Annotated in this window: 15 protein-coding genes; all 15 read left to right on the top strand. The window is 71.0% G+C overall.

Annotated elements, in window-relative coordinates; translation table 11 throughout:
• Positions 1-222: 222 nt before the first annotated feature.
• The 15 genes from fliE to AC06E6_RS02985 all read left to right on the top strand — a co-directional run bounded on the left by fliE (position 223) and on the right by AC06E6_RS02985 (position 14,338).
• Positions 223-585: a flagellar hook-basal body complex protein FliE gene (gene fliE, locus AC06E6_RS03055; protein ID WP_104938849.1), complete on the top strand. Its 363-nt coding sequence runs from the start codon at positions 223-225 to the stop codon at positions 583-585.
• 13 nt (positions 586-598) lie between these two features.
• Positions 599-2,242 (top strand): flagellar basal-body MS-ring/collar protein FliF, encoded by a 1,644-nt coding sequence (gene fliF, locus AC06E6_RS03050; protein WP_161614453.1) that lies wholly within the window; start codon positions 599-601, stop codon positions 2,240-2,242.
• Between the two features lie 13 nt (positions 2,243-2,255).
• Entirely contained in the window at positions 2,256-3,242 is a 987-nt protein-coding gene (gene fliG / locus AC06E6_RS03045) for a flagellar motor switch protein FliG (protein WP_104938850.1), read from the top strand.
• Positions 3,239-3,886, top strand: a complete 648-nt coding sequence (locus AC06E6_RS03040; RefSeq protein ID WP_240212793.1) for a FliH/SctL family protein — start codon at positions 3,239-3,241, stop codon at positions 3,884-3,886. The genes fliG and AC06E6_RS03040 overlap by 4 nt, the downstream gene beginning before the upstream one ends.
• A complete protein-coding gene (locus AC06E6_RS03035; RefSeq protein ID WP_104938851.1) occupies positions 3,883-5,292 on the top strand; it encodes a FliI/YscN family ATPase in 1,410 nt (469 codons plus the stop codon). Before AC06E6_RS03040 ends, AC06E6_RS03035 begins: the two co-directional genes overlap by 4 nt.
• Positions 5,289-5,741 (top strand): flagellar export protein FliJ, encoded by a 453-nt coding sequence (gene fliJ, locus AC06E6_RS03030; protein ID WP_104938852.1) that lies wholly within the window; start codon positions 5,289-5,291, stop codon positions 5,739-5,741. The genes AC06E6_RS03035 and fliJ overlap by 4 nt, the downstream gene beginning before the upstream one ends.
• Positions 5,738-6,928 carry a flagellar hook-length control protein FliK gene (locus AC06E6_RS03025; protein WP_478060289.1) on the top strand — a complete coding sequence of 397 codons (1,191 nt, stop codon included), beginning with the start codon at positions 5,738-5,740 and terminating at the stop codon, positions 6,926-6,928. The genes fliJ and AC06E6_RS03025 overlap by 4 nt, the downstream gene beginning before the upstream one ends.
• A gap of 133 nt (positions 6,929-7,061) precedes the next feature.
• Positions 7,062-7,595, top strand: a complete 534-nt coding sequence (locus tag AC06E6_RS03020; protein ID WP_104938854.1) for a flagellar basal body-associated FliL family protein — start codon at positions 7,062-7,064, stop codon at positions 7,593-7,595.
• Positions 7,596-7,605: 10 nt separating this feature from the next.
• Positions 7,606-8,622 (top strand): flagellar motor switch protein FliM, encoded by a 1,017-nt coding sequence (gene fliM, locus AC06E6_RS03015; RefSeq protein WP_104938855.1) that lies wholly within the window; start codon positions 7,606-7,608, stop codon positions 8,620-8,622.
• Positions 8,615-8,974, top strand: coding sequence for a flagellar motor switch protein FliN (gene fliN, locus AC06E6_RS03010; protein ID WP_104938856.1), 360 nt, complete (start codon positions 8,615-8,617; stop codon positions 8,972-8,974). The genes fliM and fliN overlap by 8 nt, the downstream gene beginning before the upstream one ends.
• A 35-nt stretch (positions 8,975-9,009) precedes the next feature.
• Positions 9,010-9,396 (top strand): flagellar biosynthetic protein FliO, encoded by a 387-nt coding sequence (gene fliO, locus AC06E6_RS03005; protein WP_161615587.1) that lies wholly within the window; start codon positions 9,010-9,012, stop codon positions 9,394-9,396.
• 2 nt (positions 9,397-9,398) lie between these two features.
• On the top strand, positions 9,399-10,181 hold the full coding sequence (gene fliP / locus AC06E6_RS03000) for a flagellar type III secretion system pore protein FliP (protein WP_240213479.1): 783 nt from the start codon (positions 9,399-9,401) through the stop codon (positions 10,179-10,181).
• Positions 10,182-11,027: 846 nt separating this feature from the next.
• On the top strand, positions 11,028-11,297 hold the full coding sequence (locus AC06E6_RS02995; RefSeq protein WP_054665837.1) for a flagellar biosynthetic protein FliQ: 270 nt from the start codon (positions 11,028-11,030) through the stop codon (positions 11,295-11,297).
• Positions 11,298-11,305: 8 nt separating this feature from the next.
• On the top strand, positions 11,306-12,097 hold the full coding sequence (fliR, locus tag AC06E6_RS02990; protein ID WP_240213480.1) for a flagellar biosynthetic protein FliR: 792 nt from the start codon (positions 11,306-11,308) through the stop codon (positions 12,095-12,097).
• Positions 12,098-12,253: 156 nt separating this feature from the next.
• Positions 12,254-14,338, top strand: coding sequence for a putative bifunctional diguanylate cyclase/phosphodiesterase (locus tag AC06E6_RS02985; RefSeq protein ID WP_478060286.1), 2,085 nt, complete (start codon positions 12,254-12,256; stop codon positions 14,336-14,338).
• Positions 14,339-14,348: the final 10 nt, after the last annotated feature.

Genomic DNA, 14,348 nt, shown 5'->3' with positions numbered 1-14,348 from the left:
CCAACGGGCGGCCCGCGGTGGCGGCATCCGCCGCCCCGGGCCCGCCATCGCCCCGGCCCCTGGCCCAGCGTCACCATTCCCGGCGTCACCGACGGAAAACCGTCGCCGGGGCCGCGGCCCGCCCCGCCGTCACAGGCTTCCCACGGGTTTTCCCGCCGTTCCGGTTCCGGCACGCGACTTGCACATGAACAGGCAGTTCTCCCCTGTCCCGGAACCTTGTCGATGTCCCACTCCGTCAATTCCATCCTTTCCCAGATCCGCAGCTACCAGACCCAGGCGAGCCAGTCGTTGCCGGCCGCCGACGTCGCGCGCAGCAACGCCATCGACGGATTGGCCGGGGTCCGGCCCGCCACCGCCCCGGTGGCCAGCTTCACCGACACCCTGCAGGGTGCGCTGGCCGACGTGAATCGCGCCCAGCAGGTCTCCGGCGCGCTGGCCGCTGCGTTCGAGCGCGGCGAACCCGGCGCCGACCTGGCCAAGGTCATGGTCGCCTCCCAGCAGTCCCAGCTGGCGTTCCGCGCCACCGTGGAAGTCCGCAACCGTCTCGTCCAGGCTTACCAGGACGTGATGAACATGCCGCTGTAAGGAACCGGTCGCCATGGCACTCGCGCTGTCCAAGGATTCACTCAATTCGGAAAAGGCCGGGGCCTGGTTCGACCGGCTGCAGAGCCTGCAGATCACCCGCCGGCTGGGGTTGATGGCGATGATCGCCATTGCCGTGGCGGCCGGCCTGTTCGTGTTCTTCTGGGCGCAGAAGCCGCCGATGGCGCCGCTGTACACCGGTCTGGACCAGAAGGCGACCGCCGAGGCGACCGACCTGCTGCGCGCCGCGCAGATCCCGTTCGAGCTGGACGCGGCCACCGGCGCCATCAGCGTGCCGGAAAAGAACATCCACGACGCCCGGCTCAAGCTGGCCGGCTCCGGCCTGACCGACAGCGGCCGGCTCGGCTTCGAGCTGATGGAGCGCGACCCCGGCTTCGGCGTCAGCCAGTTCATGGAAAACGCGCGCTACCAGCACGCGCTGGAAACCGAGCTGGTGCGCACCATCACCACCCTGCGTCCGGTGCGCGACGCGCGCGTGCACCTGGCCATTCCCAAGCCCAGCGCATTCACCCGCCAGCGCGACGTCGCCAGCGCCTCGGTGGTGCTGGAACTGCGTCCGGGCCAGCAGCTGGAGCGCAACCAGGTCGATGCGATCGTGCACATGGTCGCCTCCAGCATCCCGGACCTGGCCCCGGAGCGGGTCACCGTGGTCGACCAGAGCGGGCGCATGCTGACCATCGCCGACCCCAACAGCGATGCGGCCCTGAACGCGGCGCAGTTCGACCAGGTGCGGCGCCTGGAGACCTCCTACAACCAGCGCATCCGCGAGCTGCTGGAGCCGATGACCGGCCCCGGCCGGGTCAACCCGGAAGTCAGCGTGGACATGGATTTCTCGGTCACCGAGGAAGCGCGCGAGCTGTACAACGGCGAGCCGCAGAAGGTGCGCAGCGAGCAGATCAGCGAGAACACCACCACCACCCAGGGCCCGCAGGGTGTGCCCGGCGCGGCCAGCAACACCCCGCCCGGCCCCCAGGCCGCGCCGGCCACCGCCGCCACCCCGAGCGAAAGCAGCAAGAACGCCACCCGCAACTACGAGCTGGACCGCACCCTGCAGCACACCCGGCAGCCCGCCGGGCGGGTCAAGCGGGTGTCGGTGGCGGTGCTGGTCGACCACGTGCCGCGTGCCGGCAGCAACGGCAAGATCAGCGACCAGGCGCTCAGCGCCGCCGAGTTGACCCGGGTCGAGGCGCTGGTCAAGCAGGCGGTCGGCTTCGACACCGCGCGCGGCGACACGGTATCGGTGATGAACGCGCCGTTCGTGCGCGATACCACGCCGGACGAACCGATCAAGTGGTGGGAACTGCCGCAGGTCCGCGACGGCCTGCGCCTGGTGCTGGGTGCGGTCGTGGTGCTGGCACTGCTGTTCGGCGTGCTGCGCCCGGCGCTGCGCCAGATCGCCGGCCCGCCCAAGGCGTTGCCCGGCCCGGACGAGGATCCGCTGCGCGCCGACGTGCACCTGGTGGACAACGCCGACGGCCTGCCCGGGCTGGCCAACGACCACCTGCAGCTGGGGGGCGCCGCGCCGCTGGCGTTGCCGCTGGACGCCTACGAGGAACGCCTGCGCATGGCGCGCGAGGCGGTGCGCTCCGATTCCAAGCGCGTCGCCCAGGTGGTGAAGGGATGGGTGGCCAATGACTGAGTCCGTCGTTCCCATGAATGGCGTGCAGCGCGCCGCGGTGCTGCTGCTCTCGCTGGGCGAAGCCGACGCGGCCGAGGTGCTGCGCCACATGGAGCCCAAGGAGGTGCAGAAGATCGGCATCGCCATGGCCACCCTGACCGACGTCAGCCGCGAGCAGGTGCAGCAGGTCATGGACGAGTTCAGCAGCGAACTCGGCAACAAGACCTCGCTCAGCGTCGGCTCGGACGACTACATCCGCAACATGCTGGTGCAGGCGCTGGGCAACGAGAAGGCCAACAACCTGATCGACCGCATCCTGCTGGGCCGCAACACCACCGGCCTGGACACGCTGAAGTGGATGGACCCGCGCGCGGTCGCCGACCTGGTGCGCAACGAACACCCGCAGATCATCGCCATCGTCATGTCGCACCTGGAAAACGACCAGGCCGCCGAAGCGCTGAAGCTGCTGCCCGAACGCACCCGGGTCGACGTGCTGCTGCGCATCGCCACCCTCGACGGCATCCCGCCCAATGCGCTGAACGAACTCAACGAGATCATGGAGCGCCAGTTCGCCGGCAACCAGAACCTGAAGTCGTCCAACATCGGCGGCGTGCAGTGCGCGGCCAACATCCTCAACTTCATGGACGGCGGCCAGGACCAGGCGATCCTCAGCGCGATCGCGCAGGTCGACGCGCCGCTGGGCAGCCGCATCCAGGACCTGATGTTCGTGTTCGACGACCTGGTGGACCTGGACGACCGCGAGATGCAGCTGGTGCTGCGCGAAGTCAGCGGCGAGCGCCTGGGCCTGGCCCTGCGCGGCGCCGACATCAAGGTGCGCGACAAGATCACCCGCAACATGTCCCAGCGTGCCGCCGAGATCCTGCTGGAGGACATGGAGGCGCGCGGCCCGGTCAAGCTGTCCGACGTGGAAGCCGCGCAGCGCGAGATCCTGGCCATCGTCAAGCGCATGGCCGATGAAGGCACCGTCACCATCGGTGGCAATGCGGAGACCATGCTGTGAGTCCGGTCGTGCGCTGGATGGCCCCCGATCTGACCGCCGCGCTGGAACCGGCGCCGGCGCTGTCCGACGACCATCCCGGCGATGCCGCGGAACTGCCGCCGGAGCCGTTGCCGCAGCCGCCGACGCTGGAGCAGATCCAGGCCATCCAGGACGCCGCGCGCCAGGAAGGGCTGGAACAGGGACACGCCGAGGGCCATGCCGAAGGCCTCGCCCAGGGCCAGGCCGAAGTACGCCGGCTGGTGGCGCAGATCGAAGGCATCCTGGACAACTTCAGCCGCCCGCTGCTGCGCCTGGAAGGCGAAGTGGTGGCCGCGCTGGGCGAGTTGTCGGTGCGCGTGGCCGGGCAGTTGCTCGGCCGTGCCTACGAAGCCGAACCGGCGCTGCTGCAGGAGCTGGTCAACGAGGCGCTGGAAGCGGTCGGCGGCAGCAGCCGCGAGGTCGAGGTGCGCCTGCACCCGGATGACATCGCCGCGCTGGCGCCGCTGCTGAAACTGGCGCCGGGCCAGCGCCTGAGCCCGGACCCCGGCCTGAGCCGCGGCGACCTGCGCGTGCACGCCGAAAGCGTGCGCATCGACGGCACCCTCGAGGCGCGCCTGCGCGCGGCGCTGTCCACGGTGATGCGCAAGGCCGGAGCCACCCAATGAACCCCACCCACCCCGACACCGCGCCGCCCGACCGCCCGCCACCGGCGCCCGCCGCCTGGTCGGCCGCGCGCAACCTGCGCCTGGCCGCCCGGCTGGACGCCATCGACATCGAGCCGGGGCACGGCCGCGGCCTGATCCGCGAGGGCGTGCTGCGCCGCGCGGTGGGCCTGACCCTGGAAGCGGTCGGCTGCGAGGCGCCGATGGGCGCCACCTGCAAGGTCGAGGTCGACGGCGGCTGGGTCGACGCCGAGGTGGTCGGCTTCGCCAGCGACCGCACCTACCTGATGCCCAGCGCCGAACTGCACGGCCTGCTGCCCAACGCACGCGTGGTGCCGTCCTACCGGCGCGGCGGGGTGGAGGTCGGCGAAGGCCTGCTGGGCCGGGTCATCGACAGCGACGGCGTGCCGCTGGACGGCAAGGGCCCGATCCGCGCCGAAGGCAGCGCCAGCATGGCCGGGGTGTCGATCAACCCGCTCGCGCGCGAACCCATCACCCAGCCGCTGGACGTGGGCGTGCGCGCGATCAACGCACTGCTGCCGATCGGCCGCGGCCAGCGCGTGGGCCTGTTCGCCGGCTCCGGCGTCGGCAAATCGACGCTGCTGGGAATGATGACCCGCTTCACCTCGGCCGACGTGATCGTGGTCGGGCTGATCGGCGAGCGCGGCCGCGAAGTGCGCGACTTCGTCGAGACCACCCTGGGCGAGGAAGGCCTGCGCCGGGCGGTGGTGGTGGCCGCGCCGGCCGACCGCCCGCCGCTGGCGCGCCTGCATGGCGCCTATCGCGCCACCGCGATCGCCGAGTGGTTCCGCGACCAGGGCCTGAACGTGCTGCTGCTGATGGATTCGCTGACCCGCTTCGCCCAGGCGCAGCGCGAGATCGGCCTGTCCGTCGGCGAACCGCCGACCACCCGTGGTTACCCGCCCAGCGTGTTCGCCAAGCTGCCGGCGCTGGTGGAACGCGCGGGCAACGGCGCCAAGGGGCGCGGCTCGATCACCGCCTTCTATACCGTGCTCACCGAGGGCGACGACCCGCAGGACCCGATCGCCGACGCCGCCCGCGCCATCCTTGACGGCCACATCCTGCTTTCGCGCCGGGTCGCCGATTCCGGCCTGTACCCGGCCATCGACGTCGAGTCGTCGGTCAGCCGCGTGGTCCAGGACATTGCCGACGACGCCTGGCGCCTGCGCATCCGCAAGCTCAAGCGGCTGGTGGCGGCGTATTCGGCCAACCGCGACCTGATCGCCATCGGCGCCTACCAGCGCGGCAACGACGCGGCCACCGACGAAGCGCTCGAGCGCTGGCCGGAAATCCTCGAATTCCTCGGCCAGGACGTGAGCCTGGCCGCCGACCTTCCCCACAGCCTTGCCGCCCTGAAACGCCTGGTCGAAAGCGAGAACGTCCCATGAACCAATCCCGTCGCCTGGACCCCCTGCTGCGCCGTGCGCAGGACCACGAGGACGCGGTCGCCCGCGCCCTGGCCGAGCGCCAGCAGGCGCTGGACATGCACCTGTCGCGGCTGGAGGAACTGCGCCGCTACGCCGAGGAATACGCCGGCGCGCAGATGGCCGCCACCAGCCCGTCGCAGCTGATGAACCGGCGCGCGTTCCTGGATCGCCTGGACAGCGCCGTGCAGCAGCAGAGCCAGACCGTGGACCGCAACCGCGAGCGGGTCGATGCCGAGCGCGCACGCTTGCTGCTGGCCAGCCGCGACAAACAGGTGCTGGAGCAGCTGGCGGCCAGCTACCGTGCCCGCGAAAAGCAGGTGGAAGAACGCCGCGACCAGCGCGAGATGGACGACCTGGGCGCGCGCCGCGCCCGCCAGGCCCAGCTGTCGGGCGAGGACGACAGCCCATGACGCTGCTGTCGCTGGGCGCGGCGAGCGCCAGCCAGGCGCCGGGCGCGGCTTCCCTGCCGCGCGCCGGCAGCGGCGCCGACAAGGACGCCGCTGGATTCGACGCGCTGCTGCAGTCCGCGCCGCAGCCGCCGGCGGCAGCCACGCCGCGGCCGAAACCCGCGGCCCGCCCGGCCGCGGACGACCCGGGGCGCGGGAACGCCGACCCGGCGGCCGCGCCGGCGCCGGCCGATGCCGCCGGCGGCGGCGAAACCGCCGCGGCCAGCGACGCCGGGAAACCGGCGGCCGCCGCTGAGGGGGGGGGCGACCAGGACGACAGCGACGACGACGCGCCGCAATGGCCGCCGGCCGGCCTTGCCGGGCTGTTGCCGGCAACCACGACGGCCCCGGCCGTGGCCGACGCCGCTCCGCTGGCCACCCGCGATGGCGGCGCCCTGCCCCGCTCCAGCGGCGCAGCGTCGCCGGCCGCGTCCACGGCGGCTGCCGCGGTGCCGACCGCGCTGGCGCCACCGCCCGCCCCCGTCGCGTCGACGGCGGCCACCACGGCCACGGCCATGGCCGCTGCGGCGGCGCTCGCCGCCGACGCCGAGGCCCTTGCACAGCCGCTGCCCGGCGGCGACGCTGCGCCGGTGCTGCCCGGCGCCCCGGCCGGCAACGCGCCGGCGGCCACCGATCCAGGCGCCGGCGCGGCGCTGTTCGGGCCGCTGCTGCAGAACCTGGCCAGCGTGGCCGAAGCCCGTCCGGCACCGGCCTTCCCGCCGGCGCTGTCGGCGCCGGTCGACATGCAGGCAGCCGACTTCGACGACGCCATCGGCGCCCGCGTCGGCTGGCTGGCCGACCAGAAGATCGGCCATGCGCACATCCGCGTCACCCCGAACGACCTCGGGCCGGTGGAGGTGAAGCTGCAGCTGGACGGCGACCGGGTCCACGCGACCTTCTCAAGCGCGCATGCCGAGGTCCGCCAGGCGCTGGAAAGCGGCCTGCCGCGGCTGCGTGAAATGCTGGGCGAACAGGGCCTGCAGCTGGCCCAGGCCGATGTCGGCCACCGCCAGTCCGAGCCGGGTTCGTCGAACACCGGCGGCAGCGGCACGGGCACGGGCCACGACGGCGAGCCGGGCGAGGCCGGCGCCCTGACCGGGCGCGATGTCCGTCCCCTGCGCCTGCGCGGCCTGCTCGACGCCTACGCCTGAGACGTAGGCGCGGCCCACGGCTGGCGCGCGCCGCGCGTCGTGGCCAGCCCCGTCAACTTTCCGTCATCACCACCGGCCCACACTGCGGCACGCGTTTTGCATATTCAGGGACAGCAACCCTGAGGAGCACAACGTGGCAGCCGCCGCCGACAAATCCCGCAAGCCAGACACTTCCAAGGACAAGGACAAGGATGCCGCGGCCAAGCCGCGCCGTTCGCTGCTGGCGACCCTGCTGATCGCCGTGGTCGCCGCCGGCGGCGCCGGTGGCGCCGTCTGGTATTTCACCCAGGGCCGCGCCGACGCCGCGCCGTCCAAGGCCAAGGCCGCGGCCCCGGCCACGCCGGCCCCGGCGCAGTACTTCGCGCTGGACCCGGCCTTCGTGGTCAACCTCAACGGACGCGTGGACGGCCCGCGCTACCTGCAGGTCGAGGTGCAGCTGATGACCCGCGACCCGGAGGCGCTGCCGGCGCTGCAGACCCACGCCCCGGCGATCCGCGCCAAGCTGCTGATGCTGTTCTCCCAGGTCGAGCCCGAACAGATCGCCGACCGTGCCGGCAAGGAGCGCCTGCAGGCCGCGGCGCTGGCCGAGGTGCAGAAGCTGATGCAGGCCGAGACCGGCAAGAAGACCGCCGACGACCTGCTGTTCACCAGTTTCGTCACCCAGTAAGGCGACGCCGATGAGCATCAACGACCTGCTGTCCCAGGATGAGATCGACGCCCTGCTGCACGGCGTCGATTCCGGCACGGTGGACACCGCCGAGCCCGAGCCGCCGCCGGGCGAGGCGCGGCCCTACGATTTCGCCAGCCAGGACCGCATCATCCGTGGGCGCATGCCCACCCTGGAGATGGTCAACGAGCGCTTCGTGCGGCTGTGGCGCATCGGCCTGTTCAACCTGATCCGGCGCTCGGCCGAGATCTCGGTGCGCGGCATCGAACTGATCAAGTTCGGCGACTACCTGCACTCGCTGTACGTACCCACCAACCTCAACCTGGTCCGCTTCAAGCCGCTGCGCGGCACCGGCCTGATCGTGTTCGAGCCGACCCTGGTGTTCGCGGTGGTGGACAATTTCTTCGGCGGCGACGGGCGCTACCACACCCGCATCGAGGGCCGCGAGTTCACCGCCACCGAGATGCGCGTGATCCAGCTGATGCTCAAGCAGGCCTTCGTCGACCTGCGCGAGGCCTGGAGCCCGGTGATGAACGTCGATTTCGACTACATCAATTCGGAAATCAACCCGCACTTCGCCAACATCGTCAGCCCGCGCGAGTACGTGGTGGTGTGCCGCTTCCACGTCGAGCTGGAAAGTGGCGGCGGCGACATCCACATCACCCTGCCGTACTCGATGCTGGAGCCGATCCGCGAGCTGCTCGACGCCGGCATCCAGAGCGACCGCAACGACCGCGACGAGAGCTGGGCGATCATGCTGCGCGAGCAGCTGGACACCGCCGAGGTGGAGCTGTCCAGCGTGATCGCGCGCCGGCGCATGAGCCTGCGCGAGCTGAGCCGGCTCAAGGTCGGCGACATCCTGCCCATCGAGATGCTGAAGGAAGTGCCGTTGTGCGTCGAAGGCATCCCGGTGTTCACCGGCGAGTTCGGCATCGCCCGCGACCGCAACGCCATCAAGATCACCGCTACCCATCCGCCGGGCAGGCCGCCACGCCCGTCCGCGTCCCAGGAAAACTCCCATGACTGAGCACGACCCCACCGAGATCCCCGCCCCCGCCGCGCCCGCCGCCGAGCCGGCGCAGTTCGCCAACCTGCAGGCCGAGGGCGACGGCAACGCCGACCTCAACCTGGACGTGATCCTGGACGTGCCGGTGACGCTGTCGCTGGAAGTCGGGCGCGCGCGGGTGCCGATCCGCAACCTGCTGCAGCTCAACCAGGGCTCGGTGGTGGAGCTGGAACGCGGCGCCGGCGAATCGCTGGACGTGTTCGTCAACGGCACCCTGATCGCGCATGGCGAGGTGGTGGTCATCAATGACCGCTTCGGCGTGCGCCTGACCGACGTGGTCAGCCCCAGCGAGCGCATCCGGAGACTGCGTTGAGCCTGCTGCCGGCCACCGCCCTGGCCGTCGCCGCGATGGCCCAGGGCCATCCGCAGGCGGCGCCGGTCGGGCAGCACGCGGCCGCCGCGCCGGGCCTGTTCGGCGCGGTGCTGGCGCTGCTCGCGGTACTGGCGCTGATCGTCGGCCTGGGCTGGCTGCTCAAGCGGCTGCCCGGCGCCGGCTTCCGCCCGGCCGAGGGGTTGAAGCTGGTGGCCAGCCTCAACGTCGGCGCCAAGGAACGCGTGGTGGTGGTCGACGTCAACGGCCAACAGCTGCTGCTGGGCATCACCGCCGGCGGCATCAGCGCGCTGCACGCACTGCCCGAACCGCTGCCGGCGCCGGCGCCGGCCACGCTTCCCCACCTCAAACACCTACCGAATTTCGCGCAGCTGCTGCAACAGAAGCTGCGCAAGGACGCCTGAGCATGCTGCCGCACCGCATCAATTCCCGTTTCTGCTGCCAGCTGGCGGTCGTGTTCGCGCTGCTGGCGCTGCCGCTGCTGGCCTGGGCAACCCCCGCCGCGCCGCAGCTGCCGGCCCTGCCCGACGTGAACGTCGGCAAGATCGGCGGCGCCCCGGTCAGCCTGCCGCTGCAGACGCTGCTGCTGATGACGGCGATCACCCTGCTGCCGTCGCTGCTGCTGGTGCTCACCGCCTTCACCCGCATCATCATCGTGCTCGGCCTGCTGCGGCAGGCGATGGGCACCGGGCAGACGCCCTCCAACCAGGTACTGCTCGGGCTGGCGCTGTTCCTGACCGCGATGATCATGATGCCGGTCTGGGACAAGGCCTGGTCCACCGGCATGGCGCCCTACCTGGACGGCAAGATCGACTTCCAGACCGCGTGGACCCTGACCACCCAGCCGCTGCGCGCGTTCATGCTGGCGCAGGTGCGCGAGACCGACCTGATGACCTTCGCCGGGCTGGCCGGCCAGGGCCCCTATGCCGGTCCGGACGCGATCCCGTTCCCGGTGCTGGTGGCCTCGTTCGTCACCAGCGAACTGAAGACCGCGTTCGAGATCGGCTTCCTGATCTTCATCCCGTTCGTGATCATCGACCTGGTGGTGTCCAGCGTGCTGATGTCGATGGGCATGATGATGCTCTCGCCGATGCTGATCTCGGCGCCGTTCAAGATCCTGCTGTTCGTGCTGGTCGATGGCTGGGTGCTGGTGGTGGGCACGCTGGCGGCGAGCTTCAACGCGATGTGAGCCGCCACTCATGAATTCATTGCACGAAGCCGCGATCAACTCGCGGCTTCGTTGTTTCCGGCCCAGCAACTGACGGAGGCTGCCCCCGCTTTGGCCGCTTTCGCCTTTGACCTTGCTGTTGCTGCCGTTGCTGCCGTTGCTGCCGTTGCCAATGGATTTTGACTTGCCGGGTTCCCTTCCGTAGCAACGGAGCTGACGGACAAGACCCCGAAGGGGCGGCGTGCATGGGTTCGGCGGAAAAAGGCGAAGCACTGCTTCGCCCCGCCGGACGGGCAGGCGCCGTGCGGCGACTGCCCCGGACTCGACCGCGAAGCGGACGAGCACGTCGTTTTTCGACGAGACAGGGATGTCTCGTCGAAAAATCCCGGCAGCGCAGTGGACCTGGAGCGCGCAGCGCGGAGGGTGCGCAGGCAGGGCGTGCTTTCTTTTGGTTAGCCTTTCTTTGCACGAGCAAAGAAAAGTAACTCGCTCCCCGAAGGGGAGTGAAAGCTCTCGCTCTGACTTTGACTTTGGCCCTTTCAGAAGCAACTTCAGAAGCAGAGGCTTTCGTGCCCCTGAAGGGGCCCGAGCCACCTTTCTTTGCTTGTGCAAAGAAACCTGGCGCAAATAAAGCACACCCTGCCTACGCGCCCACGATGCTGCGCATCGCGGGTCCACTCCGTCGGCAGGATTTTTCGACGAGACATCCCTGTCTCGTCGAAAAACGCCGCACATCCTTGTGCGGCGCCCCGGGGTCTTGTCTGCCGCCTCCGTCGCTACGGAAGGGAACCCGGCAAGTCAAAATCCACGGCAACCGCAACGTCGGAAACCTTGCCCCTCTGGCACCAACCTTGCATCCACCCCGGCATGAGTCCCGAACTTGCCCTTACCGAACTGCGCGGCGGCCTGGTCGCCACCCTCTGGATCGCCGGCCCGCTGCTGGTGGTGGTGCTGGTGGTCGGCGTGGTCATCGGCATCATCCAGGCCGCCACCCAGCTCAATGAGCCGACCATCGCCTTCATCGCCAAGGCCGCGGCGCTGACCGCGGCGCTGTTCGCGCTGGGCAGCCTGCTGCTCGGCCACCTGGTGGAGTTCACCACCCTGCTGTTCCAGCGCATCCCGCATCTGATCGGCTAGGCGGCGCCATGGACCCGATCACCCGGATGATGATCGATGGCCAGCAGGCCTTCGCCATCATCGGCACCACCCTGTGGGTCATGCTGCGCATCGGCGCGATGCTGATGGCCATGCCCATGGTGGGCTCGCGCGCGGTGCCGGCGCGGGTGCGGGCGCTGCTCGCCGTCGCGCTGTCGGTGGCGCTGGCACCGGTACTGCCGCCGGTGCCGGTCTGGAACGGCTTCGACGCGGCCACGGTGCTCAGCATCGCCCGCGAGCTGGCGGTCGGGGTGAGCATCGGCTTCCTGCTGCGGCTGATCTTCGAGGCCGGCGCGATGGCCGGCGAACTGGTCGCGCAGGGCACCGGCCTGGCGTTCGCGCAGATGAGCGATCCGCTGCGCGGTGGCAGCTCCGGCGTGGTCGGGCAATGGTTCTACCTGCTGTTCGGGCTGCTGTTCTTCACCAGCAACGGCCACCTCGCACTGATCTCGCTGCTGGTGGACAGCTACAGGGCATTGCCGATCGGTACCGCGCTGCCCGACCCGCACGCGATGGCCGCACTGGCACCGACCCTGTTCCTGCAGGTGTTCCGCGGCGCATTGAGCCTGGCGCTGCCACTGGTGGTGGCGATGCTGGCGGTGAACCTGGCGTTCGGCGTGCTGGCACGCGCGGCGCCGGCGCTGCACCCGATGCAGCTGGGCCTGCCGGTGTCGCTGCTGCTGGGGCTGGTCCTGCTGGCACTGCTGGCCGGGGAAATGGCCGCGCCGGTGCAGCGCCTGCTCGACAGCGCGTTCGACGCCGCGCGGCAGGTAACGGGCTGAGCCGGAATCGCCGCGCCCACCGTGCGCGGCGGCGAACCGCTTGCCCGGCGTGCGCCGGCCCGGGATAGTCTGCAGGCGGGACCGGCAGGGATCGGGCCGGCCGCCGCCGGATGCGTGGCACGCCCTGCGTGCCATCGGGTGCAAAGGGAGGATGCCATGCTTGCAGGAAGCTATAACCCGTCGCTGGTCGCGCTGTCGGTCCTGGTCGCGATGCTTGCTTCGTTCACCGCGCTGGACATGGCCTCGCGGGTATCGGCCTGGCGCCATCGCGGCGCCGCCGGCGGCTGGCTGCTGGCGGGCGCCGTCGCCATGGGCACCGGCATCTGGTCGATGCACTTCGTCGGCATGCTCGCCTTGCGCCTGCCGATCCCGCTCGGCTATGCGCTCTGGCCGACCCTCGAATCGCTGCTGGTGGCCATCGCCACCTCGCTGTTCGCGCTGTGGCTGGTGTCGCGTCCCGCCCCGGCGCCGGCGCGGCTGGCGCTGGGCGCGCTGCTCATGGGTTTGGGCATCGCCTGGATGCACTATGCGGGCATGGCCGCGCTGCGCATGCGCCCGGCCATCGACTACGCGCCATCGTGGGTCGCGCTTTCCATCGTGATCGCGGTGGGCGCCTCCTGGGCCGCGCTGTTCATCGCCCTGCGCATGCGCAGCCGCGCGCGGCCGCTGGCGCAGCGCCTGGCCGCCGCCGCGGTGATGGGCCTGGGCATCGTCGGCATGCACTACACCGGCATGGCCGCGGCGCGGTTCGCGGCCGGCTCGGTGTGCACCGCGGCGACCGGCGGCGGCATCGGCGCCGAATGGCTGGCGGCCGGGGTGCTGCTGCTGGCCGTGGCGATGATGGCGGTGGTGCTGGTCATTTCGCTGTTCGAGCAGCGCCTGCAGGCGCGCCTGCTGCGGCGGCGCAACACCACGCTGTCGGCCTCGCTGGACGGTGCGCGCAAGGAGCTGTTCCATGCCAGCCGCCACGATCCGCTCACCGGCCTGCCCAACCGCCAGCTGTCGCACGAACGCATCGAACAGCTGCTGCAGCACTGCCGCGCGACGCGGCTCGGGTGCGCGGTGATGACCCTGGACCTGGATGAGTTCCGCCACATCAACAGCGCCTTCGGCCCGCAGGCCGGCGACGCGGTGATGGTCGACGTGGCCGAACAGCTGCGCCGGCAGCTGCCGGACGGCGGCCTGGTCGGGCGCCTGGGCGGCGACCAGTACGTGATCGCGCTGCCGCTGGCCGACGATGCCGCCGCGGCGCCGCTGGCCGAGCGCATTCTCATGGCGGTCAACACGGTGCGCGTGGACGAGCGCGACATGCGCGTCACCGCCAGCCTGGGGCTGGCGCTGTACCCGGCACAGGGCGCCACCGCGCCACAACTGTTGGCCCATGCCGAGACCGCCACCCGCCATGCCAAGCAGGCCGGCCGCAACCGCCACGCCCGCTTCGCCGCCTGGATGAACGCCGACGCCGAGCAGGACCGGCGCCTGCTGGAGGACCTGCGGCAGGCGCTCGCCGCGGCGCAGCTGAGCCTGCATTACCAGCCCCGGGTGCATGGCGACAGTGGCCTGGTCACCGGCGCCGAGGCGCTGCTGCGCTGGCGCCATCCGGTGCACGGGCCGGTGCCCAGCGCACGCATCATCCGCCTGGCCGAACAGCACGGACTGATCGACGTGATCGGCCGATGGGTGCTGGACGAGGCCTGCCGGCAGATGCGCTGCTGGCACGATGCCGGCCACCCCGGCTGGCAGGTGTCGGTGAACCTGTCGGGGCTGCAGCTCGGTTCGCCGTGCCTGGTCGAGGAGGTGCGGCGGGTGCTGCAGCGGCATGAACTGGCGCCGTCGCGGCTGGTGCTGGAAGTGAGCGAGAACGCGGTCACCCGCGACGCCGACGCCGCGATCGCGGTGCTGCGCGCCGTCGCCGCGCTGGGCGTGGGTATCTCGATCGACGATTTCGGCACCGGCTTCTCCAGCCTGCTGCAGCTGCGGCGGCTGCCGGCCACCGAGATCAAGATCGACCGCGCCTTCGTGATGGCGCTGGAGGACAGCGACGAGGACGTGGTGGTGGTCTCGGCGATCGTCGCGCTGGGCCACGCGCTGGACATGGAAGTCGTGGCCAAGGGCATCGAGACCCCGGGCCAGCGCACCTATGCCGAGCGCCTGGGCTGCGACCACCTGCAGGGCTACCAGCTGGGGCGACCGGTCGGCCCGGAGAGCTTCATGCGCCTGTACGCCAGCGGCGGCCTCTGAGCGCGGCGCC

The sequence above is a fragment of the Stenotrophomonas sp. Steno-Z10-HUANG genome, assembly GCF_056393075.1.
Note: the sequence above shows the minus strand (reverse complement) of the source record. Positions and strands in the feature narration are given on the sequence as shown.

Excerpts from the sequence above, each read along its gene's own strand:
- fliE (WP_104938849.1), top strand. The coding sequence starts at position 223 with ATGTCCCACTCCGTCAATTCCATCCTTTCCCAGATCCGCAGCTACCAG.
- fliF (WP_161614453.1), top strand. The coding sequence starts at position 599 with ATGGCACTCGCGCTGTCCAAGGATTCACTCAATTCGGAAAAGGCCGGG.
- fliG (WP_104938850.1), top strand. The coding sequence starts at position 2,256 with ATGAATGGCGTGCAGCGCGCCGCGGTGCTGCTGCTCTCGCTGGGCGAA.
- AC06E6_RS03035 (WP_104938851.1), top strand. The coding sequence starts at position 3,883 with ATGAACCCCACCCACCCCGACACCGCGCCGCCCGACCGCCCGCCACCG.
- fliJ (WP_104938852.1), top strand. The coding sequence starts at position 5,289 with ATGAACCAATCCCGTCGCCTGGACCCCCTGCTGCGCCGTGCGCAGGAC.
- AC06E6_RS03025 (WP_478060289.1), top strand. The coding sequence starts at position 5,738 with ATGACGCTGCTGTCGCTGGGCGCGGCGAGCGCCAGCCAGGCGCCGGGC.
- fliM (WP_104938855.1), top strand. The coding sequence starts at position 7,606 with ATGAGCATCAACGACCTGCTGTCCCAGGATGAGATCGACGCCCTGCTG.
- fliN (WP_104938856.1), top strand. The coding sequence starts at position 8,615 with ATGACTGAGCACGACCCCACCGAGATCCCCGCCCCCGCCGCGCCCGCC.
- fliO (WP_161615587.1), top strand. The coding sequence starts at position 9,010 with ATGGCCCAGGGCCATCCGCAGGCGGCGCCGGTCGGGCAGCACGCGGCC.
- fliP (WP_240213479.1), top strand. The coding sequence starts at position 9,399 with ATGCTGCCGCACCGCATCAATTCCCGTTTCTGCTGCCAGCTGGCGGTC.
- AC06E6_RS02995 (WP_054665837.1), top strand. The coding sequence starts at position 11,028 with ATGAGTCCCGAACTTGCCCTTACCGAACTGCGCGGCGGCCTGGTCGCC.
- fliR (WP_240213480.1), top strand. The coding sequence starts at position 11,306 with ATGGACCCGATCACCCGGATGATGATCGATGGCCAGCAGGCCTTCGCC.
- AC06E6_RS02985 (WP_478060286.1), top strand. The coding sequence starts at position 12,254 with ATGCTTGCAGGAAGCTATAACCCGTCGCTGGTCGCGCTGTCGGTCCTG.